Below are 21337 nucleotides of genomic sequence, written 5' to 3' on the forward strand. Positions count from 1 at the left end.
CAGTCGGTATGTGGTGCCGGAAGGGATGTTCCGCAGGAGGCGCCGTCCGCTTCGTTCCCTGGGGGACGGACGCACGCTAGCGTGCGTGAACATGACACCCGCAGCGATCACGGAGGTCACTGTATGAAGCTGTCCAGACGGAGCCTGCTCGCCACCACCGCCGCCGCGGCGGCCTCCGGAGCCGTGGCGGCCCCGGCCCAGGCCGCCCCCGGTGGCAACCGCCCGCTGCGCACCGGTTTCGAGCGCCTCGACGCCGAGGGCTACGCCTCCCTGCGCGGGCAGCTGGTCGGAGTCGTCACCAACCCGACCGGCGTCACCCGGGACGTGCGGCACATCGTGGACGTGATGCACGCCGACCGCCGGGTGAACCTGGTGGCCGTCTTCGGCCCCGAGCACGGCTTCCGCGGCACCGCGCAGGCGGGCGGCTCGGAGGGCCGCTACGACGACCCGGCCACCGGACTGCCGGTGTACGACACGTACCTCAAGAGCGGGCAGCCGCTCGCCGACGTCTTCACGGCCTCCGGCGTGGACACGGTCGTCTTCGACATCCAGGACGCGGGCGCCCGCTTCTACACCTACATCTGGACGCTCTACGACTGCATGGAGGCCGCGGCCCTCGCCGGCAAACGGTTCGTGGTGCTCGACCGGCCCAACCCGGTGACCGGCCGGGAGGCACTGGGTCCGGTGCTGCACGAGGAGTTCGCGACCTTCGTCGGGCGCCGGCCGATCGCGCAGGCCCACGGCATGACCGTCGCCGAGCTGGCGCGACTGTTCAACGGCGAGTTCCTCACCACGCCGGTTCCGCTGGAGACCGTCCTGATGACCGGCTGGAGGCGGTCGGACTTCTACGACGTCTCCGGGCTGCCCTGGGTGCCGCCGAGCCCGAACATGCCGACTCCCGACACCGCCCTGGTCTACTCCGGAACGTGCCTGTTCGAGGGCACCAACCTGTCGGAGGGACGGGGCACCACCCGCCCCTTCGAGCTGCTGGGCGCGGCGGGCGTCGACGGGCGCTGGGCGGCCGCGGCCAGCGCGCTGCGCCTGCCGGGCGTGCACTTCCGGGAGGCGTACTTCACGCCCACCTTCTCCAAGTTCCAGGACAAGACCGTCGGCGGGGTGCAGATCCACGTGCACGACCGGGACGCCTTCGATCCGGTGCGGACCGGGATCGCGCTGCTCGTGACCGCCAAGCGGGTCTGGAGCGGGTTCGCCTGGCGCTCGGACAACTGGATCGACAAGCTCACCGGTTCCACCCGGGTGCGCACGATGATCGACGCCGGCGCGGGCACGGACGAGGTGGTGGCGGCCTGGCGGCAGGAGCTGGCCGCGTTCCGGAAGACCCGGAAGGAATACCTCCTCTACTGATGAGCCGTGACCCCTGGCCGGCCCGGCCCGTTGGCAGGACGATGCGCGACACATCGCTCCGCTTCCGGGGACGAGGGGGTCGGTCATGGCGGTACCGGACATCAGCGTGGCTCCCTACTGGGAACTGACCTTCGACGCCGACGGGGACGTGGACGGCGCCGAGCGGGACCGGCTGCTCGCCGGCGTCGAACGGCGGGCGGTGCGCGACCTGATCGTCTTCGCGCACGGCTGGAACAACGACCGTTCGGGCGCGACCCGGCTCTACAGCAGCTTCTTCGAACCGGTCCCGCGGCTCGCCCCGGCGGCCCGGATCGGGTACGTCGGGGTGGTGTGGCCGTCGATGCGGTTCTGCGACGAGCCCATCCCCGGCTTCCCCCGGTCCACCGCCGCCGGGCCGGTGCCGTCGGCGGCGCTCGACAAGGACACCCGGAAGGCGCTGCGGGACACCTTCCCCGGGCGGGCCACGGTGGTCGACGCGCTCGCGCGCATGCTGGACGGTCCCGCGCGCGAACCGGCCGCGCTGGAGGAGTTCGGACGGCTGGTGCGGCGGCTGGTCGAGGGCGTGTCGCCGGGGCCGTGGGCCCGGTTCGCGGCGGACACCGTGACGGAGGGCGTGCCGTGGCGCGAGCCGGCGATGTTCGCACGGCCCGCGGCGGAGGTCTGCGCCGAGTTCGCCGACGCCCTCGCCGGGCTCGGGGACCCGGGCGGGCGGCGGTCGTTCACGCTGCCGAACCCGTGGGACGGCGCGAAGGAGCTGCTGCGGCAGGCGACGTACTACACGATGAAGCGGCGCGCGGGCACGGTCGGCGAGCGGGGGCTCGGCCCGGTGGTCGGACGGCTCGCGCAGGCGGCGCCCGGGGTGCGGGTCCATCTGGTGGGCCACAGCTTCGGCGGGCGGCTGGTGTCGTTCGCGCTGAGCGGGCTGCCCGAGGAGGTGCGGACGGTGAAGTCCGTGACACTGCTCCAAGGGGCCTTCTCCCACTACGCGTTCGCGCCCCGACTGCCCGGAGATCCGCGCGCGGGCGGGGTGCTGCGGGGCCGGGAGCGCCGTGTCGACGGCCCCCTGGTGTGCTGCCACTCCCGCTTCGACACGGCCCTCGGCACGCTGTATCCGCTGGCCTCGCGGATGGCGGACGACGACCGGTCGGTGCTCGGCCTCGACGTCGGCTCCCTGCTCGGGGCCGCCTGGGGCGCGATGGGGCACGACGGCGTGCAGGCGGTGCCCGGCACGCGCGCGTGCACCCTCTCCGCGGCCCTGGCCGGGCCGTTCCCGGCGTCGGGATGCGTGAACGTGGACGCGGCCGAGGTGGTCAGGCGCGGTGGTCCGCCGTCCGGCGCGCACAGCGACATCGTGCACCCGGAGCTGGCGCGGGTGGTGCTGGCGGCGGGCCGTGTCCGCTGACACCGGCCCGCCGCCCGTTCGGAGGGTCTAGTGCTGTGACCGGAAAGGTTTGCCGGGAAGCTCGCGGCGTCCGGTGCGGTGCATCGCAAGGCGGAGCATTGCCCGCGTACTGGATGTACTCGGGTGATGCGACAACGCGGCGAGGTGCCGTGCCGGGCGTCGCGAGCCGGTGAACCTTTCCGGTCGCAGCACTAGCGGTGACCGGTGTACTCCACGACCTGCTGGAAGGTCGGGCGGTTCTGCCAGCTGATCTTCCCGTGCTTGATGCCGCCCAGGACGCGCTGGACGATCGAGTCGGCGCACCACTGGTCACCCGCGGAGCACTGGTCGTCGCCGGGGTAGACCTGGGCGGCGGTGGCTCCGGCCGCCTGCTTCAGCGTGCCGATCAGGGTGTCCCGGCAGGCGTTCAGGCTGCCGCCGCCGCAGAACGTCCGCGCCAGCGGACCCCGCACCGGCTCACCGAGCACCGCCCGGATGTCCTTGTCGACATAGCTCCACCAGCCGTACTGGAAGGCGCTTCCGGCGTGCGAGCCGGTCGGGCCGTGCCCGGCCGACGGGGACTCGTCGACCGGCAGGTTGGCGGTGAAGGCGCCGTACAGGTCGCTGCCGAGCCCCGGTTCGAACTCGGCCTTCACCAGCAGCGGCCACCAGGCGTCCAGGATCCGGATGGCCTCGGCGTTGGCGTAGGTCTTGGATCCCGCCGAGGTCTCGGTGCGTTTGGCGCCCGCGGACAGCCATGTCCGGAGCTTGCCCACCGCGGCCGCGGCCGTGGGGTCGGTCACCGGCGAGCTGTTGATCACCTTCAGCAGGTTCGGCAGCACGTCCTCGGCCCTGAGGTCGGCCACGGCAGCGTCCGCCATGGCCTTCACCAGCGAGGCTCGGGTCACCCCGCCGGCCGCGACCAGCTTCTGCACCCGGTCCTCCAGCAGGTCGCCGCGGTGCACGGAGCCGTTGCCCCAGGAGGCCGCGGAGTAGTCCAGGGCCTGCTTGTTGTTCCAGGAGACGTAGTAGTCCTGGTCGACGGAGGCGGGGTGGGCGGAGGACGGGGTGTAGTCCGCGATGTTGACCGCCGGGTCCCAGTTCCGCCACTCGTACGCCGGCTGCGCCCACACCGGGAACTCGGTGTCCACGCCGCTCGCCCGCACCGGGTTGTCGCCGCTGTTGTAGTACGCGGTGTGCCGGGAGTCGGCGTAGAACCAGTTGAACGTGTAGTTGATGTGCTGCGCGGCCTTCTGGAAGTCCTCGGGGCCCTTGACGAAGTCGGGGTCGTTGAGCATCTGGAAGCCGATGATCGAGTCGGCCTCGTGCAGGAAGGAGGAGCGCAGGGTGGTGTAGGCGACCTTCTTGCCGCCGACGGTGGCGCGGTACTCGACCGGGCCGTACTTCGTGCGCCACACGCGCATGGTGTAGGAGCCGGCCGCCGTTCCGTCGGCGACGGTGGGCTTCCAGGAGTTGGTCTGCTCGACCTTGTCCATGGCCGTGCAGGTGCCGCGGTACAGGTAGTGGAAGTCGTCCTGGCACAGTTCGACGGCGTAGGTGTCGATGATGTCCTGGCCGGAGGTCGTGGCGCTCCACGAGTAGTCCTGGCCGCGGCCGAGTTCGACGTACATGCTCAGGCCGGCGAAGGAGGCGCCGCGGGCGCTGATGCCCGGACCCTGGATCTCCTGGAGCATGAGCAGCTGGGGCGCGAAGTAGCCGGTCTGCGGGCCGAAGACGGCGACCGGGTGGCCGCTCGCGGTGTGCTCGCCGCCGACGACGAGGGCGTTGGACATGCCGCGCCGGGCGGAGGTCAGAGCGCTCTTCGCGGCCGAGGAGGTGGCGCCCCGCGCGGCCGCGGTCGCCGCGCTGCCGGTGCGGTTGTGCACCAGCGGCTCCTGGGCCACCGAGCCGGCGTCGGGCAGGGCCCGGCCCCTGGGGTCGTCGGGCTTCGTCGCGTACGGGTAGCTCCTGCCGTCGTGCACGGTCAGGACGGCCTCGGGGTCGTTGCGCTCACGGAAGGACTCCCAGATCCTGGTGCCCTCCTCGACGCCGAACTTGGACTGGGCGGCCAGCAGGGACAGCGCGTTGTTCACCTCGCCGCCGCCGCCCGAGCCGAACAGGGCGCCGACCACGGAGCCCAGCGCGACCAGGTCGGTGACCTTGAAGTGGGCGATGGTGCCGGCGTTGGTGATCGAGTCCTTGTGGCCGGTCAGGACGTACTCGCCGGGGAAGTAGCGGCCGGAGTCGGAGGCGTCGATGTAGGCGTTGATGCCGTCGAGGTAGGCGTTCACGTCGACGAGGGCCTGCTGCCCGCGGGCGCCGTTCCCGGCCACGGCGCGGTCGATCTGCGCCTGGAGGTCGGCCTCGGTGTACGGGGCGTTGCGCCAGAACTCCTGCTCCAGGCCCTGGTTGGCGGCCGCGCCGCCGGCGAAGGAGGTCAGCTGCCCGCGGCCGACGTGCCGGAAGACGTCCATGAGCCACAGCCGGTCCTGGGCGGCGGCGTACCCGGCGCCGAACTCGGTGCCGTAGCGGGTGGTGCCCGTGATGTGCGGCACACCGGTCTTATTGTCGCGGACGATCGTCACGTCACTGCGGCCCGCGGGTTTCTCGGTGGAGGCGACCTGCCCGGAGGGGACGCCGAACGAGGCGTCGTTGAAGAAGGAGTTGATCTTCGCGTCGGTGAGCGCCGGGTAGCCCGTGGCCAGGTTGGCGTACGGGCCGAGCTGGTCCTCGGCGTGGCTCGGCTGGGTACCGAAGGCCTGGTTGAGGAGGATCTGGGCGAGGGTGGCGTTGCCGTTCTCGCCGGGCGGCAGGATGTCGGAGCACTGGCCGCCGCAGTAGTCGTTCGAGGCCGCGGCGGTCGCGCCGGCGGCGCTGCCGGCCGGCGTCCCGGCCGCGGCCGCTTGGGAAAAGGGTGACAAAAGACCGGCAATGAGGACGCATACCGATGCGGTCTTCAGGAACCCGGGGAATCTGCGGGGAGTTCTCAGTCTGTCAAGCGCGAAATGTGGGGTGCGCCGGTGCATGGCAGCTCCTCCCGACGGGGGTGGTGCCGGGACGTTACCGCCGGTATCCCTCGGGGGGAAGATGAACATGCGTCACTTTTTGGGGGCACCTCGTGAGGGTCAACCAGGGCGGCGTTATGGCGGGCATCGGAAAACGGATGGAGCCGGATCGGATGTCGGCACGTCTATCCGGCGGAGCCATCACGACGGCTCCGTACGACGACGCCGCAGTGACCGAAGTGCGGATGCAGGTGTGACGGAGGTGCAGGGCGATGGCCGGTTTCCGGAGTCTGGCGAGACAGGTGAGGGACCCGCGGTGCGATCTGGCGCTGCGGCGTTACTCGCTGCGCAAGTGCCTCGAGCGGTTCGCTCCCTATGGGCACAGGGCGACCTGGGACCATCTGTGCTCCCGGGCCGGGTTCGGTCCCGAGGACAGGTCCCCCGATCCGGTGCGGCTCGTGGCCGCACTGGACGAACTGGAAGAAGCGCGTTCGGTGTGGCTCGACTACGAGGCCGGGTTCGCCAGACGCCGTAAGCAGGAGAAGCACGACGGGCTGCGCAGGCCGGGCAGCGTGGACGACTGGCACCGGATGACCTGGGGCGGCTTCGGGGTGGCCTGGTGCGACGACCCTCGGGTACACCCGAGGGAACCGCTGGCCGAGGTGCTGAGCCGGCTGATCGCCGCGCTGGAGCGCGAGCCGGGCGCGGCGTGCCCGGTGTGCGGCGGCGAGCGGCTGGCCTGGACGTACGACCTGGATCACGAACCGTCGTCCGGCCCGGTCTGCACGGTCTGCGGGATCCTGGTCCCGCTGCCCGTTCTCACGCCCGAGGCCCTGGCGTACGCCAGGCGGGGGCGGCTGTTGATGTCCGCCTGACCACGACGGCAGGCCCTTGAGGTGAGGTGCGCCGGTCCTGCCGGGCGGATGACGGGGCGCCTCGGAGCCCGCCCGGCGGCCGGGGGACCGCCGGCGCCCGTCGGCACGGGGCGGACCGGCGCGTCTCACAGGGCGGTCCGGGGGGGTTCGGCGCGGCGGCGGCCGGTTCCGCCAGGATGCGCTGCCGCCGGCCGCGGGGGGACTACGCGCGGCCGGCGCCGCTCCCCCGCTCCGCCATCAGGCGCGAGCCCGTCAGACGTTCACCGAAGACGTCGTCCGGGTTGGACAGCACACAGGTGTCCAGGGACAGGCAGCCGCAGCCGATGCAGTCGGTGAGGTGGTCGCGCAGGCGGTTGAGCTGCCTGATGCGCTCGTCGAGTTCGGAGCGCCAGGCCTCGGAGAGCCGGGCCCAGTCCTCCCGGGTGGGGGTGCGCTCCTCGGGGAGCCGGGCGAGCGCCTCACGGATCGTGGCGAGCGGGATGCCCACGCGCTGCGCCGCCCGGACGAAGGCGACCCGGCGCAGCGTGTCGCGGGAGTAGCGGCGCTGGTTGCCCGATGTGCGGCGGCTGCTGATCAGACCCTTGGACTCGTAGAAGTGCAGGGCGGAGACGGCGGCGCCGCTGCGGGCCGACACCTGGCCGACGGTCAGCTCGTGGATCTTCTCGGGGATCTGGGGCACCTCTCAGAGCCTACCCACCGCGTCACCCGCCCGGTCCGTTGACAGGGGCCCCGGACCCGGCCATGCTAAGCAGTTGCTTAGACTTCGACCGCGAGGCGGGAGGCCGGACACATGGCAGAGCCGAGGATCTTCACGTCCCCCGACGAACTCAGGGCGGCGGTGGGTGAGCGGCTGGGGTACACCGACTGGCTGGAGATCGACCAGAAGCGGATCGACCTGTTCGCCGACGCGACCGGCGACCACCAGTGGATCCACGTGGACCCGGAGAAGGCCGCCGCGGGCCCCTTCGGCACGACCATCGCCCACGGCTATCTGACCCTGTCGCTGCTGCCGATCTTCGGGCCGCAGCTGATCGCGGTCGAGGGTGTGCGGATGGGCGTCAACTACGGCACCAACAAGGTCCGTTTCCCCGCCCCCGTCCCGGTCGGCTCACGACTGCGGTCCACCGCCGTGATCACCGGCGTGGACGACGTGCCGGACGGGGTGCAGGCGACCGTCGCCTTCACCGTGGAGCGCGAGGGCGGCGACAAGCCGGTGTGCGTGGCGGAGTCGGTGGTGCGGTACTACTTCTAGGGCCTCTCGGGGAAGGTGGCGGTTCTAGGGCCGCTCGGGAAGGTGGCGGCCGGCCCCGACCATCCGCAGCACGAGGTCGGCGTACAGCGCGCCGACCTCCTCGGGGGTGCGGGGGCCGTCGAGGTTGAACCAGCGGGCGACGTCGATGCACAGGGAGAGCACGGCAAGCGTGGTGCCGCGCACGTCCGGCACGTCGAACTCGCCCGAGGCGACGCCGTCCTCGATGATCCCGCGCACCTCGGCGTCGACCTGGCGGCGCAGTGCGAGGATCTCCGCGCGGGCGTCCGGACCGAGCGAGTCCAGTTCGTACTGCACGACCCGGGCGGTGGTGCGCCCGCCCGCGTGCCAGCGCACGAAGGAGCTGACGGCGTCGGCGAGCCGCTCGGTCGCGCCGCCCTCGCGCCGGGCGGCGGTGCGCAGGATCTCCAGCGCCTTCTCGTGGCCGATCCGGCTGATGCGGTGGAGCAGTTCTTCCTTGGTCCGGTAGTGGATGTAGAGGGCGGCCGGGCTCATTCCGGCCCGGCCCGCGATGTCGCGGGTCGTCGTCGCGTGGTAGCCCCGTTCGGCGAAGGCCTCCACGGCGGCCACGAGCAGCCGCCGGGCCGCGTCCGGGGTGACCTCGCCCCACGGCTGCGGGTCACCGCCGGCCGTCTCCTCCGCCGTAGTCATCGCTCGCCCCTCTTTCGCGTCAGGGGGTCCACCATACCGCCGAGGGTGAGCGCTCGCTTAGCCTGCTGGGCCGGCGGTGCGGCGCGGCCCGCGGCCTCACAGCTTCTCGAAGGGATCGTGTTCGGAGAGCAGCTTCTCCAGCCGCGCCTGGTCGACCCGGCTGACGATCCGGCCGGCCTCCTGGCGGTCCCTGATCACCTTGGCGAGCGTGAACGCGGAGGTGACAAGGTACAGGACGGCGATGGCGAGGAAGGCGCGCACCCAGGCGTCGGCGTCCAGTCTGAAGATGCCGATGGCGGTGGCGGCCATGGCGATGCCGAAGGAGGCGACCGCCTGGCCGTAGAAAGCGGCGGTGCTCTGCTGCTTGACCGGTGTGTCACTCATGGCGACCAGCGTCGGCCCACGGGCCCGCCGCCGCATCCGCCGGGATACTCAGCTCGCGTACTCAGAACTTCGGCTACCGGCACCGGGGCCCGCAACGCCCGCCCGCGCGGGCGCCGCCTGTTCGATCCCGCGGCTCTACGATGTGCGCCATGGCCCGACCCCGCACCCCGCTCCTCAGCACCGGCCGCATCGTCGCGACGGCGCGGGAGCTCGTGGACGCGGAGGGCCTGGCGGCCGTCTCCACCCGCCGGCTCGCAGCCGAGCTGGGGGTGAGCGGGCCCTCGCTCTACAACCACTTCCGGACCAAGGACGAGATCCTGGAGGCGGTCGCGGACTCGGTGAGCGCCCAGGTCGACCTGTCCATGTTCGAGGACGGCCGGGACTGGCGGACCGCGCTGCACGACTGGGCCGTGTCCTACCGGGCCGCCCTGCGCGACCACCCGAACGTCGTTCCGGTCCTCGCCCGCGGCCCCGGCCGCCGTCCCGCCGCGCTGCGGCTGGCCGACGCGGTCTACGGCGCGATGGTCGACGCGGGCTGGCCACCGGCGCAGGCGACCTCCATCGGCGCGCTGATGCGGTACTTCATCATGGGCTCCGCGCTCGGCTCCTTCGCCGGGGGCTTCGTGGACGACGCCGGGGCCTACGACCCGGCCGACTACCCGCGTCTCGGGCAGGCCCATCTGCTGGCCGAGCAGCAGGAGAAGATCGACGAACGGGCCTTCGAGACCGGTCTCGCGGCACTGCTGGACGGGCTGGCTCGGCAGTACGAGCAGGTGGGGCGGAGCACGTGAGCACACTTCGGCGCGCGCCGAAGCGTCCGTGTCCCATGCTGGCCTCATGAGCACCGGAGAACGGACAGGGACCCGGCGTCAGGACCCCGTGGCACCTCCGCTGGCCGCGCTCGCCGGGCTGATCGCCGACGAGACGCGGGCCGCGTGCCTGCTGGCGCTGCTCGACGGACGGGCGTGGACGGCCGGCGAACTGGCCCGGCACGCGGGCGTCGCCGCCTCCACGCTCAGCGAGCACCTGGGCAAGCTCGTCGCGGGCGGGCTGCTCACCGAGGAGCGTCAGGGCCGGCACCGGTACGTACGCCTGGCCGACGCGCGGGTCGCCCAGCTCGTGGAGGACCTGGCCGCCCAGGCCGCCCCGCGGGCCGCGCGCCGGCCGCGCACGCTGCGGGAGTCGAGCGCCGGGTCGGCGATGGCCCGCGGGCGCACCTGTTACGACCATCTCGCCGGGCGGCTCGGCATCGCGCTCACCGACGCGTTCACCGCGCGCGGGCTGCTGCGCCAGGACCTCGGCTTCGCGCTCACGGACGCCGGGCTGACCTGGTTCGGCACGATGGGCATCGGCCTGGACCGCACGGGGCGGCGCCCGCTGGTCCGGGCCTGCCTCGACTGGACGGAACGGCGCCCCCATCTCGCGGGGGCCGCCGGCGCGGGCCTGTGCCGGCACGCCTTCGACGCGGGCTGGTGCGTGCGCATCGGCTCGGAGCGCGCCGTCGGGGTCACCCCGGCCGGCGAGCGCGCCCTGTCCGACCTGCTGGGGATCGAGACGGCGGCGCTGCGCTGAGCGCGCCGCCGGCCGGTCCTGGACGTCCGAAATCCGCGAGCCCCGCTCACCCCTGCCCACCTAACCTCAGGAAGCATGATGAACGTCTCCCCGTCCCGCCTGGCCGCCGCGGCCGCCACGGTCACCGTGGTGCTGTGGGCCTCCGCCTTCGTCTCGATCCGCAGTGCGGGTGCCGCGTACTCGCCGGGCGCGCTGGCCCTCGGGCGGCTGCTGGCCGGAGCCCTGACGCTGGGCGCGATCTGCCTGGTGCGGCGGGAGGGGTGGCCGCCGCGGGCGGCCTGGCGCGGGATCGCGATATCCGGGCTGCTGTGGTTCGGCTTCTACATGGTGGCCCTGAACTGGGGCGAGCAGCAGGTGGACGCCGGGACCGCGGCGCTGGTGGTCAATGTCGGCCCGCTGCTGATCGCGCTGCTCGGGGCGCGGCTGCTGGGGGATCCGATGCCGCCGAGGCTGCTGGCGGGCATGGCGGTGTCGTTCGCGGGGGCGGTGACCGTGGGCCTGTCGATGTCGGGCGGGGGCGGATCCTCGGTGCTGGGCGTGGTGCTGTGCCTGCTGGCGGCGGTCGCGTACGCCTCCGGGGTCGTCGCCCAGAAGCCGGCGCTGGGCCGGGCGAGCGTGTTGCAGGTGACGACGTTCGGGTGCCTGGTCGGCGCGGTCGTCTGCCTCCCCTTCACCGGCCAACTCCTCCACGAGGCCGCCCGCGCCCCGCTGCCGGCCACGCTCAACATGGTCTACCTGGGCGTGTTCCCGACCGCGCTCGCGTTCACGACCTGGGCCTACGCGCTGTCCCGTACGACCGCGAGCCGGATGGGCGCGACGACGTACGCGGTACCGGCCCTGGTCGTGCTGATGTCGTGGCTGGCGCTGGGTGAGGTGCCGGGTCCGGTGACCCTGGTGGGCGGGGCTCTGTGCCTGGCCGGAGTGGCGGTCTCCCGCTCCCGTCCGCACCGCCGGACCTCCCGGACGGCACGTGAGGAGCCCCGGCCGGAGCGCGTGTCCTGACCCCGGGACGACCGGCGGGCCTCAGAACACCACCAGCGCCCGGCCGCCCTTGCCGGCCAGCATGTTCTCGAAGGCGGCCGGGATGTCGTCCAGGGTGATCCGGTCGGTGACCAGGGTGGCCAGGTCGAGCCGGCCGGTGCGGACGTGTTCGGCGAGCACGGGCAGGTCCCTGGCCGGATCCGAGTTGCCGTAGACGCACCCGGTCAGGGTGCGGCCCCAGTGGAAGAGCTCCAGGGCGTTGAAGGTGACCTGCTCGTCCTTGCCGCCGATGCCGACGACGGTCGTGCGGCCGCCACGGCGGGTGGACTCCCAGGCGGCGCGGATGGTGACCGCGCGGCCCACGCATTCCACGGCGGCGTCGACCCCCTGTCTCCCGGTGAGGGCGCGGATCTCGCGGGGGGTGTCCCCGGTGGCCGGGAGGAAGTCGGTGGCGCCCGCCCGGCGGGCGAGTTCCTCCTTCTCCGGGGAGACGTCCACGGCGACGATCCTCCCGGCGCCGGCGATCCGGGCTGCCTGGAGGGTGGCGAGGCCCACTCCGCCGACGCCGAACACCGCGACCGTCTCACCGGGGCGCACCTTCGCCGCGTGGTGGACGGCACCGTAGCCGGTGAGGACGGCGCAGCCGAGGAGCGCGGCGTCGGTGACCGGGACGCCGTCCGGGAGGGGCAGCACGCAGGAGGCGGCGACCACCGTCTCCTCGGCGAAGGCGGCGACGTTCAGGCCGGGGTGCAGTTCGGTGCCGTCGGCGGTGCGGGCGTGGACGTCGGCGGCGCCGTTCATCGCGTTGGCGCACAGCCAGACCTCGCCGAGCGAGCAGGCGTGGCAGTTCCCGCAGGACGGCGCCCAGTTGAGCACCACCGTGTCCCCCGGCGCGACCTGGGTTACGCCTTCGCCGACCGCGACGACGGTCCCCGCGCCCTCATGACCGAGAACGGCGGGCACCGGCACCCGCAGGGTGCCGTTCGTCAGGGACAGATCGGAGTGGCAGACCCCGGCGGCGGCGAGCCGGACACGAACCCGTCCGGGCCCCGGCTCCGGCAACTCGATCCCGGTGATCTCCAACGGCGAGCCGACAGCGGGCAGGACGGCGGCACGTACGGCCATGAGGCGTGACTCCCTTAGAACTGGAGGGACTTGGTCTGGAGGTATTCGGTGAGGCCGTGCGTGCCGAGTTCGCGGCCCACGCCGGACTGCTTGTAGCCGCCGAAGGGGGCGAGGGGGTTGAAGCGGCCGCCGTTGATGTCGACCTGGCCGGTGTCCAGCCGGCGGGCGAAGGCCACCGCCTCCGCCTCGTCGCCCGCCCAGACGGCGCCGGCGAGGCCGTAGACCGTGCCGTTGGCGATGCGCAGGGCGTCCTCCTCGTCGTCGTAGCGGAGGATGGAGAGGACCGGGCCGAAGATCTCCTCCTGGGCGACGGTCATCCGGGGGGTGACGTCGGCGAGGACGGTGGGGCTGACGAAGTAGCCCCGTTCGCGCGGGGATCCGGGGCCGCCCGCGACGAGGCGGGCGCCCTCGGCGACGCCCTTCTCGATGTACCCGCGCACACGTGCCCGCTGCTTGGCGTTCACCACGGGACCGATGCGCTCGCCGTACTTGGCGGCGGCCGTCGCGGCCAGGGCGACCGCCTCCTCGTACTGGTCGTTGTGGACCAGCATGCGGGTCCAGGCGCTGCACGTCTGGCCGGAGTTGGACATGACGTTGGCGACGCCGACGTTCACCGCCCTGGCCAGGTCGGCGCTCGGAAGGATGACGTTGGCGGACTTGCCGCCCAGTTCCAGGGCGACCTTCTTGACGGCGGCGCCCGCGATCGCGCCGATCCGCCTGCCGACGGCCGTGGAGCCGGTGAAGGAGACCAGGTCCACGTCCGGGTGCTCGGCGAGCGCCTGTCCGGCGACCGGGCCGAGGCCGGTGACCAGGTTGAACACGCCCGCCGGCAGCCCGGCCTCGTCGACCGCCCGGGCGAACAGCCGGGCGGTGAGCGGGGTGTCCTCGGCGGGCTTGAGGACGACGGTGCAGCCGGCGGCCAGCGCGGGGGCGGCCTTGGCGACGATCTGGTGCAGCGGGTAGTTCCAGGGGGTGATCGCGCCGACCACGCCGACCGGCTCGTGGTACACGGTGGAGTTGCCGATCTTCTCCTCGAAGGCGTACGTCGCCGCGAGGCCGGCGTAGAAGCCGGCGACCGCGATCGGCACGCCCACGTGGACCGTCCGGGAGAAGGCGAGCGGCGCGCCGAGTTCGGCGGTGACGGTCTCGGCGATCTCCTCCTCGCGGGCCGCCAGCACGTCCCGCAGGGCGGCCAGGTGGGCGGCCCGCTCGGCGGGCGGAGTCGCGGACCAGCCGGGCAGGGCGGCGCGGGCCGCGCGTACGGCCGCGTCGACGTCCTCGGCGGTGCCCGCGGGCACGGTGCCGATCACCCGCTCGTCGGCCGGGTTCACCACCTCGATGACGTCCCGGCCCGCGGCGGGACGCCAGGCGCCGTCGATGTACATGCCGTCGTGTGCCTTCATCGTGCTCCTCCGGGGCGGGGGCCGTCGGTCTCGTCCGCGTGAAACAAGCTACTGACAGCCCACAAACTAGCGCTGGTAGCTTTCCGTCGGCCGTACGCCCCTCGTCCTGCCGGTCCCCGGCCTGCCGGGGCCCTTCACTCCTCCAGGTCGGGCAGCCGGTCCGGGGCCGGACAGATGCGCTCGCCGCGCTGGTCGAAGACGAACAGGCGGGCGAGGTCCACCAGGAGAGGCACCTGCATCCCGTGCCGCAGTTCGATGTCCGGCGTGGTCCGCACGACCAGGTCGCCGGGCAGGCGCGGCTCCGGCGCTGCGACCGGTTCCGGCGCGGGTCCGGCGGGGTGCTCCAGCACCACCACGGGTCCCGCACGCAGGGCGCCCGCCCGGTCCCGCAGCCGGTTCAGGACCGTGCCCTCCCGACGGCGCCGCCGGGTCGGGCGCCGGATGGGACGCGGGGCCTCCAGATCGGGTACGACGGCGGGGCGGGAGCCGGTGTTGAAGTGGACGAGGACCTCGTGGCCCTGGAACTCCATGTGCTCCACCAGCCCGGTGATCGTCACCTCCCCGGGCCGGGCGACGGGCGCGGGCGCTCCCGAGCGCCGGGACGAGGCCGAGAACTTGGGGGCGATCCGAACGGCCTCCGAGCGCAGCCCCACGATCACTTCGCGGCCCTGCTGCACGCGCAGCAACTGGTGGTCCAGGGACAGGGGTTCGGGCAGGCGCAGGAACTGCTTGCCCAGGCTGATGGTCATGGCGCCGTCGAGCGGGGCGCGGACCAGGCCCCGCAGCAGGTTGATGCGCGGGGTGCCGATGAAGGCGGCCACGAAGACATTGCGGGGCAGGGCGTACACCGCGCGCGGGGTGTCCACCTGCTGGAGGACGCCGCCGCGCAGGACGGCGACCCGGTCGCCCAGGGACATGGCCTCGGACTGGTCATGGGTGACGTAGACGGTGGTGACGCCCAACTCGCGGGTCAGCTTGGACATTTCGGCGCGCAGATGGTTGCGGAGCTTGGCGTCGAGGTTGGACAGCGGCTCGTCCATCAGGAAGGCGGAGGGGTGCCGGGAGATCGCGCGGCCCATGGCGACGCGCTGGCGTTCGCCGCCGGAGAGCTGGCTGGGGAAGCGGTCGAGGAGGTCCTCGATGCCCAGCATGCGGGCGGTGGCGTCGACGCGGCCGGCGGGGTCCGCGCCGGGCGACTCGATGCGCAGCGGGAAGCCGATGTTGTCGCGGCTGGTCATGTTCGGGTAGAGCGCGAAGTTCTGGAAGACCATCGCCATGTCCCGGCCGGAGGGAGGCAGATCGTTGCCGTACTCGCCGTCGAGCAGCAACTGCCCCTCGGTGATCTCCTCCAGCCCGGCGATCATCCTGAGCACGGTGGACTTCCCGCAGCCGGAGGGCCCGAGCAGCACCAGGAACTCGCCGGGCGCGATGTCGAGCGAGAGGCGGTCCACCACGCGGACGCCCTTGGCGTAGGTCTTGCTCACGTCGTGCAGAGAGATGGCGCGTGTCATGAGGCATTCCCCCGGGACTCACCAGAGCACTGAGGCTCCGCGGGTCGAACGCCTCGTGCGGGTCGTACGGGGCGTATGAGTCACGGAAGTTAACGGAATGTGCGCGCCGGGGGGAAGAGACCGGGCAGGATCGGACGCCGCCGTCCGCCGGACGAGGAAGCGGACGATCGCGAGGGTGGGCATGCATGTTCCTCTGAGTCAGGCGATTTTCACATAAATCGCCCTCTCATCTGACTGCCTTTCACATGCGTTCGCGTCGTGAAGCAACCGGCACCCGACCCGCCGTCAGCTTTCCCCCGCCCGGCGCAACCATTTCCCGCCCCTCCCCACCGGGACCTCACGGCACCGGGAAATCGGCCTCAGTCCAGCACCCGCGCCAGGTAGGCACGCAGCATCCGCCGCATCTCCTCGATGATCCGCTCGTCGCCCTGCGCGTCGACGCGGAAGGCGAGTTGGACCAGGGTGTCGGCGGTCTCGACGGCGATCAGGAAGGTGCGCCGCAGGTCGTCGTCGGGCGGGCGGCGCAGATAGCCGGACAGGAGGTCCGTGAGCCGGTCGGCGACGCGGTGGTTGGGTTCGGCGTGGCGGGCGCCGACGGGGATCTGGTTGCCGAAGTCGACGAGGGAGAACCCGGGGGCGGTCCGTTTCATGGCCAGGTACTCGTCCAGGACGGCGTCCATGACGGCACGCCATCCGCCGCTCGCCGCATTCCCGGCCTTCCCCTCCTTCTTCGCCTTCTTCAGCCGCTCGGTGACGCGGTCGGTGTACCGGTCGAGGTTGCGTTGGGCGAGCGCGTCCGCCATCGCCCGCTTGTTGCCGAAGAACCGGTAGACCGAGCCGATGGGCACACCGGCGCGCTCCGCGACGGCACGCGTGGTCAGCGCGTCGTAGCCGACCTCGTCGAGGAGATCGGCGCAGGCGTCGAGGATCCTGGTCAGCCGTTCGGCGCTGCGCCGCTGCACGGGCGCACGGCGAAGCGGGGTCGGGTGGGACACGGCTTCATCATGCCTTCCCCCGGCGGGCGGGTGAAGCGCGCCTCCCGGAAGGCCGGACCGCGACCCCGTTACGGCTTCGGAAACGCGGCCGGGGCGGGCTCCGGAGACACGGCCCGGGACGAATCCGGCGGCTCCGGCGCTTCCGGGGGCGCGGCCGTGATGTCGGCCGTGCTCTGGACCGGACGGCCCGCGACCGCCCAGACCGTGCCGTCGTCGGCGTAGAGGCGGACGGTGACGTGATGGGTGCCGTGGGGGACGAACCGGCCGGAGAGGCGGTACTCCGGGGCGCGCAGGCGGACGACGAGCCGGCCGTCCACCAGCAGCTGGGCGAGGCCGCGCCCGGCCGTCGCCCGGGCCGCCGTGCCGTCCGGGGAGAAGCGGAAGCGGCGCACGGACAGCCGTACGTCCCAGTCGCCGTCGGTGTCCGGCCGCACCTCGACACGGACCTCGGGGGCGGTCCTCCGGTCCACCTCGCGGTAGCGCCGGCCCTCCTCGTCGGTGTGGTCGAGGAGCTTGCCCACGGGCTCGGCCCGCTTCCCGTCCACCGGCCCGTGCGCGCCCTCCGGTCCACAGCCCGCCGGCCCGGCGAAGAGCAGGGCACAGACCGCGAGCGCAGCGAGTGATCCCCGCGTCCACGACGACATGACTCGGGAGCGTAGAGCAGCGACCGGACCCGCCGGATCCCCCTGAGGTCGGGTTCTGCCCTCCGCCCGGAGTAGGGGGTCTTGCGCCCCGGAATGCCCAATCCTACGGTGTCCCATAGGAATCAGGTTGCAAGGGAGCGATCATGAGCGGGGACGCACGCAAGACCGCCGAGAAACTGACCTACCTCTCCGGGTTCGGCAACGAACACGGTTCCGAGGCGCTTCCGGGCGCACTGCCCGAGGGCCGCAACTCCCCGCAGCGCGCCCCCCTCGGGCTGTACGCGGAGCAGCTCAGCGGTACGGCGTTCACCGAGCCGCGGGCCCACAACCGCCGCTCGTGGCTGTACCGGATCCGCCCGTCGGCCGCGCACCCGGCGTTCACCCGGACCGGCAACGGCACGGTCCGCACGGCGCCGTTCACCGAGACGGTGCCCGACCCGAACCGGCTGCGCTGGAACCCGCTGCCGGAGCCCGCCCGCGGCACGGACTTCCTCGCCGGGCTGTGGACGCTGGGCGGCAACGGCGACGCCACCCAGCGCACCGGCGTGGCCGTGCACCTCTACCACGCCGACTCCTCGATGGAGCGCGTCTTCAGCGACGCGGACGGCGAGCTGCTGATCGTGCCGGAGCGCGGCGGGCTGCTGCTGCGCACCGAGTTCGGGCTGCTGCACGCCGAGCCGGGCGACGTGGCGCTGATCCCGCGCGGGGTGCGCTTCCGCGTGGAGCTTCTCGACGCCACCGCCCGCGGCTACGTCTGCGAGAACTACGGCGCCCCCTTCCGCCTCCCCGACCTCGGCCCCATCGGCGCCAACGGCCTCGCCAACGCCCGCGACTTCCGCGCGCCGGTCGCCGCCTACGAGGACACCGAGGGCCCGGTGGAGGTGGTGAACAAGTTCTGCGGCAACCTGTGGACCGCCACCTACGACCACTCCCCGCTCGACGTGGTGGCCTGGCACGGCAACCTCGTGCCGTACGTCTACGACCTGCGCCGCTTCAACGTGATCGGCACGATCTCGTACGACCACCCGGACCCGTCGATCTTCACGGTGCTGACCTCGCCCTCCGACACCCCGGGCCTGGCCGGCGTGGACTTCGTCGTCTTCGCGCCGCGCTGGCTGGTCGGCGAGGACACCTTCCGGCCGCCGTACTTCCACCGGAACGTGATGAGCGAGTACATGGGCCTGATCGAGGGCGCCTACGACGCCAAGGCGGAGGGCTTCGTGCCGGGCGGCGGCTCGCTGCACAACATGATGTCGGCGCACGGCCCGGACCGGGAGACCTTCGACAGGGCGAGCGCGGCGGAGTTGAAGCCGCACAAGGTGGACGACGGGCTGGCGTTCATGTTCGAGACGCGCTGGCCGCTGACGCTCACGCCGCACGCGGCCGGGGCCGAGCACCTTCAGCGGCGGTACGACGACGTCTGGCAGGGGCTCGAGCGTCACTTCCACCCCTTGCCCTGATCGATTCCCTACCAGTACGGATGAACCGTGACCTCCTTCGCCCCGGATTCGATCGTCCTGAACCGCAAGTTGCCGCTGTGGTACCAGGTGTCGCAGTCGCTGCGCGCCTCGATCCTCGGCCGCTCGCCCCAGGACCCGCTGCGCCTGCCCACCGAGGAGCAGTTGGCGGGGCACTACGGCGTGAGCGTGCTGACCATGCGGCAGGCGCTGAAGGAACTGGAGGACGAGGGGCTGATCACCCGGCACCGGCGGCGCGGCACGTTCATCGAGCCCGGTGCCCGGCGGGGCGCCCCGGTGCGGCTGCTGGGCGCGGTGGACGCCATCGTGGCCCAGCAGTCCGGTATGACCACCGAGCTGCTGGCCCACGGCACGGGGGCGGTGCCCGCCGAACTGGCCGAGTTCTTCCCGGATCTGCGCGAGGTGGCGACGTACCACCGGCTGCGCGGTGACGAGAAGACCGGTGAGCCGACCAACCACGCCCGCAACTACCTCCGTCCGGAGCTGGCCCGCCGGATGGCGCCGGAGGATCTGGTGCGCTGGCCGATGACCAAGGTGCTGCGGGACGTGGTGGGCGCGGACATCAGCCGGATCACGGACACTGTCCAGGCCCGGCTGGCCGATCCGGAGACGGCGCGACTGCTGCAGGTCCCGCTGCTCAGCCCGATCCTGCACTACACGGGGATCACCTACGACGCGGCGGGGCGGCCGCTGGACGTGGCGGTGATCCACTACCGGGGGGACCGTTTCTCCTTCACGGTCACCCTCGACGCCACCTGACCCGGCCGTCCGGGTCAGGTCGTACGATGCCCGGCGTGACGCACGACGACGCTCCGCCGCTGGCCGACCTCATGCCGTGGTCCGTCGCACCGCCGCGGCTGGGCCGGGGGTGGCCGGCGGCTCCCGACGCGGGCTGCCTCAGGGCCCGCTGGGAGGCCCTGCTGAAGGCCGAGGGCCCCGACCGGGAGGCCCTGTTCGAGCCGACGCGCTCGCGCACGCCGTACACGGCGGTCGGGCAGTTGCCGGGCCGGACCGGCGGCACCGAGAGACTGATCCGCGCCTCGGGCCCCTGCCCGGAGCCGGTGCGTGTGCTCGTGGCGCCGTTCGACGAGCAGTGGCTGATCCCCGACCACCGTCTGATCGACGCGGCCCGCCCCGAGTTGTGGCGGGTGGCGGACGCCCGGCAGGTCTTCGTGGCGGAGACGGCCGCCGCGCCCGGCACCGGACCGCCGCTGCTGGCGACGTCCCTGCTGCCCGTCCTGCGTCCGGGACGCATCCGGCCCCTGTACCGCCGTCCGGCGGCGGCGGAGCCGAACCTGGCGCCCGGCCTGCTGGACCACCTGGCCGCCCGCCTCGGGCACCGCCCCGCCCCGGAGGACGTCCTCGCCTGGACGCTCGCGGCGGCGCGCCCCGGTCCGGACGGCCCGGTGGTCCCGCTCACCGGGGACGCCGGCGCCTGGGCGGCCGGAGTGGAGCTGGGCCGCCGGACGCTGTGGCTGATGCGCCGCGACGGCGAGCGCCCCAAGCTCCCCGGCGGCCGCCGCCCCTACGTCCGCGCCCCGCTGCCCGCGCGCCCGCTGACCCTGCGCTACGAGCGCGACGAGGAGACCCTGCACCTCGACGAGGGCCGTGTCTCCCCCGTCCCGCCGCAGGCCTGGGACTTCGAGGCCGGCTCGGTGCGGGTCCTGGAGCAGTGGTTCGCCGCGCGGACCGCGCGGGGCGAACCGGGCACCCTGGCGGCCGTCCGCCCGGCGACCTGGCCGCAGGCGTGGACGTCCGAGCTCCTGGAGCTGATCACGGTCCTCGCCCTGCTGGCTGAACTGAGGCCGCGCCGGCAGGCGTTGGAGGTGACGGACGCGATCACCGCGACCGGCCTGCGGTCCACGGGGATCCTGCCGGTGCCGGACGCGGCCCGCCGGCCGGCCTCGGTCCTCGACCACCGCGAGGAGGGCCCCGAGGGTCAGTTCGCCCTGATCTGAGGACGCCTCAGCCGCGCGGCGCGAACGCGTCCAGGACCCGCCCCAGCGCCCGCTCGAACACCGCCTCCAGGTCGATCGGCCCGGCGTCCTCCGCGAAGGCCGCCGCCATCCGCGGATACTCACCCGTGGCGATCCGCCCGCCGAGATAGGCGATCCGCACCGCGTGCTCCTGCTCCTCCGACCAGGGCAACGACCGGGCGCGCTCGGCGGTGGCCAGCTCGTTGGCCACGTACATGGTCACCACACTGTTGACCATCGCGACCAGTTCCATCTTGGTGCCGTAGGACACCTCGAGCGGGTCGAGGCAGGCCAGGCAGTGCTCCAGGTACCGCAGGGCGTTGGGGCTGAAGCCGTAGATGCCCGACATCAGGCGCGGCAGCCAGGGGTGGCGGCGCATGAGGCCGCGGGTCTGGTGGGCGACCCGCAGCGTGTCGGCGCGCCAGTCGCCCGAGGGCTCCCACAGTTCGTGCTCACCGCTGACGACGTCGACCATCAGCTCGTACAGGTCCTCCTTGCGGGGGACGTAGTTGTACAGCGACATGGTGCCGCAGCCCAGTTCGGCCGCCACGTGCCGCATGGAGACCGCGTCCAGGCCTCCGGCGTCGGCGATCCGCACCGCGGCGGCAGCGATGTCGGCACGGCTGTACGCCGGCCTCGGCCCCCGGCCCGCCCGCTCGGGACGGGCCCAGATCACCTCGGGTACGGCCGCTCGGCCAGTCATTGATCATCACCTCGCCCC

20 protein-coding genes are annotated in these 21337 nt (G+C 72.9%); 10 read left to right on the forward strand and 10 right to left on the reverse strand.

Translation table 11 applies throughout. The features are described 5' to 3' along the window. Nucleotides 1-123: 123 nt before the first annotated feature. Nucleotides 124-1365 (forward strand): exo-beta-N-acetylmuramidase NamZ domain-containing protein, encoded by a 1242-nt coding sequence (locus ACFY3J_RS26745; protein ID WP_384175255.1) that lies wholly within the window; start codon nucleotides 124-126, stop codon nucleotides 1363-1365. 85 nt (nucleotides 1366-1450) lie between these two features. Then, nucleotides 1451-2767 (forward strand): serine-threonine protein kinase, encoded by a 1317-nt coding sequence (locus tag ACFY3J_RS26750; protein ID WP_384175253.1) that lies wholly within the window; start codon nucleotides 1451-1453, stop codon nucleotides 2765-2767. Between the two features lie 191 nt (nucleotides 2768-2958). On the opposite strand, the gene ACFY3J_RS26755 is transcribed toward ACFY3J_RS26750, so the two are convergent. Further along, on the reverse strand, nucleotides 2959-5772 hold the full coding sequence (locus ACFY3J_RS26755) for a penicillin acylase family protein (RefSeq protein ID WP_390841893.1): 2814 nt from the start codon (nucleotides 5770-5772) through the stop codon (nucleotides 2959-2961). A gap of 251 nt (nucleotides 5773-6023) precedes the next feature. On the opposite strand from ACFY3J_RS26755, the gene ACFY3J_RS26760 reads away from it, so the two are divergent. Beyond that, on the forward strand, nucleotides 6024-6626 hold the full coding sequence (locus tag ACFY3J_RS26760; RefSeq protein ID WP_384175249.1) for a hypothetical protein: 603 nt from the start codon (nucleotides 6024-6026) through the stop codon (nucleotides 6624-6626). Between the two features lie 202 nt (nucleotides 6627-6828). Here ACFY3J_RS26760 and soxR read toward each other — a convergent pair whose 3' ends face one another. Next, complete coding sequence (gene soxR, locus ACFY3J_RS26765; protein WP_384175247.1) at nucleotides 6829-7305, reverse strand: redox-sensitive transcriptional activator SoxR; 477 nt, start codon at nucleotides 7303-7305, stop codon at nucleotides 6829-6831. A 111-nt stretch (nucleotides 7306-7416) separates the two neighbouring features. Here soxR and ACFY3J_RS26770 point away from each other — a divergent pair, with 111 nt between their 5' ends. Beyond that, nucleotides 7417-7878: a MaoC family dehydratase gene (locus ACFY3J_RS26770; RefSeq protein ID WP_384175245.1), complete on the forward strand. Its 462-nt coding sequence runs from the start codon at nucleotides 7417-7419 to the stop codon at nucleotides 7876-7878. Nucleotides 7879-7902: 24 nt separating this feature from the next. Here ACFY3J_RS26770 and ACFY3J_RS26775 read toward each other — a convergent pair whose 3' ends face one another. Further along, nucleotides 7903-8547: a TetR/AcrR family transcriptional regulator gene (locus tag ACFY3J_RS26775; protein WP_384175243.1), complete on the reverse strand. Its 645-nt coding sequence runs from the start codon at nucleotides 8545-8547 to the stop codon at nucleotides 7903-7905. A gap of 96 nt (nucleotides 8548-8643) precedes the next feature. Beyond that, entirely contained in the window at nucleotides 8644-8931 is a 288-nt protein-coding gene (locus tag ACFY3J_RS26780) for a YiaA/YiaB family inner membrane protein (protein WP_384175241.1), read from the reverse strand. A gap of 149 nt (nucleotides 8932-9080) precedes the next feature. On the opposite strand from ACFY3J_RS26780, the gene ACFY3J_RS26785 reads away from it, so the two are divergent. The 3 genes from ACFY3J_RS26785 (at nucleotide 9081) to ACFY3J_RS26795 (ending at nucleotide 11505) form a co-directional block, all read left to right on the forward strand. After that, the gene (locus ACFY3J_RS26785; RefSeq protein ID WP_384175239.1) at nucleotides 9081-9722 is read left to right on the forward strand and encodes a TetR/AcrR family transcriptional regulator; all 642 of its coding nucleotides are present in this window, start codon (nucleotides 9081-9083) and stop codon (nucleotides 9720-9722) included. 46 nt (nucleotides 9723-9768) lie between these two features. After that, nucleotides 9769-10503 (forward strand): ArsR/SmtB family transcription factor, encoded by a 735-nt coding sequence (locus tag ACFY3J_RS26790; protein ID WP_384175237.1) that lies wholly within the window; start codon nucleotides 9769-9771, stop codon nucleotides 10501-10503. Between the two features lie 75 nt (nucleotides 10504-10578). Continuing rightward, on the forward strand, nucleotides 10579-11505 hold the full coding sequence (locus ACFY3J_RS26795; protein ID WP_376545143.1) for a DMT family transporter: 927 nt from the start codon (nucleotides 10579-10581) through the stop codon (nucleotides 11503-11505). A gap of 21 nt (nucleotides 11506-11526) precedes the next feature. Here the strand turns inward: ACFY3J_RS26795 and ACFY3J_RS26800 are convergent, their stop codons facing one another. The 5 genes from ACFY3J_RS26800 to ACFY3J_RS26820 form a co-directional block, all read right to left on the reverse strand. Further along, on the reverse strand, nucleotides 11527-12609 hold the full coding sequence (locus tag ACFY3J_RS26800; RefSeq protein WP_384175234.1) for a Zn-dependent alcohol dehydrogenase: 1083 nt from the start codon (nucleotides 12607-12609) through the stop codon (nucleotides 11527-11529). 14 nt (nucleotides 12610-12623) lie between these two features. Beyond that, entirely contained in the window at nucleotides 12624-14012 is a 1389-nt protein-coding gene (locus ACFY3J_RS26805) for an aldehyde dehydrogenase family protein (RefSeq protein ID WP_384175232.1), read from the reverse strand. Nucleotides 14013-14146: 134 nt separating this feature from the next. Next, nucleotides 14147-15523: an ABC transporter ATP-binding protein gene (locus ACFY3J_RS26810; protein WP_390841894.1), complete on the reverse strand. Its 1377-nt coding sequence runs from the start codon at nucleotides 15521-15523 to the stop codon at nucleotides 14147-14149. Nucleotides 15524-15882: 359 nt separating this feature from the next. Next, entirely contained in the window at nucleotides 15883-16518 is a 636-nt protein-coding gene (locus tag ACFY3J_RS26815; RefSeq protein WP_384175228.1) for a TetR family transcriptional regulator, read from the reverse strand. Between the two features lie 68 nt (nucleotides 16519-16586). Next, entirely contained in the window at nucleotides 16587-17162 is a 576-nt protein-coding gene (locus ACFY3J_RS26820) for a hypothetical protein (protein WP_384175226.1), read from the reverse strand. Between the two features lie 143 nt (nucleotides 17163-17305). Between ACFY3J_RS26820 and hmgA the strand changes: the two genes are divergently transcribed. From hmgA to ACFY3J_RS26835, 3 genes are read left to right on the forward strand one after another with little or no spacing between them, the layout of a single operon-like run. Next, on the forward strand, nucleotides 17306-18622 hold the full coding sequence (gene hmgA, locus ACFY3J_RS26825; RefSeq protein ID WP_384175224.1) for a homogentisate 1,2-dioxygenase: 1317 nt from the start codon (nucleotides 17306-17308) through the stop codon (nucleotides 18620-18622). A 27-nt stretch (nucleotides 18623-18649) separates the two neighbouring features. Continuing rightward, entirely contained in the window at nucleotides 18650-19399 is a 750-nt protein-coding gene (locus tag ACFY3J_RS26830) for a GntR family transcriptional regulator (RefSeq protein ID WP_390841895.1), read from the forward strand. A 26-nt stretch (nucleotides 19400-19425) separates the two neighbouring features. After that, complete coding sequence (locus tag ACFY3J_RS26835; protein ID WP_384175220.1) at nucleotides 19426-20598, forward strand: type ISP restriction/modification enzyme; 1173 nt, start codon at nucleotides 19426-19428, stop codon at nucleotides 20596-20598. A gap of 7 nt (nucleotides 20599-20605) precedes the next feature. Here ACFY3J_RS26835 and ACFY3J_RS26840 read toward each other — a convergent pair whose 3' ends face one another. Further along, nucleotides 20606-21319 carry a TetR/AcrR family transcriptional regulator C-terminal domain-containing protein gene (locus ACFY3J_RS26840; RefSeq protein WP_384175218.1) on the reverse strand — a complete coding sequence of 238 codons (714 nt, stop codon included), beginning with the start codon at nucleotides 21317-21319 and terminating at the stop codon, nucleotides 20606-20608. Nucleotides 21320-21337 lie beyond the last annotated feature (18 nt).

The organism is Streptomyces sp. NPDC001231 (genome assembly GCF_042896885.1).
Lineage (GTDB): Bacteria > Actinomycetota > Actinomycetes > Streptomycetales > Streptomycetaceae > Streptomyces.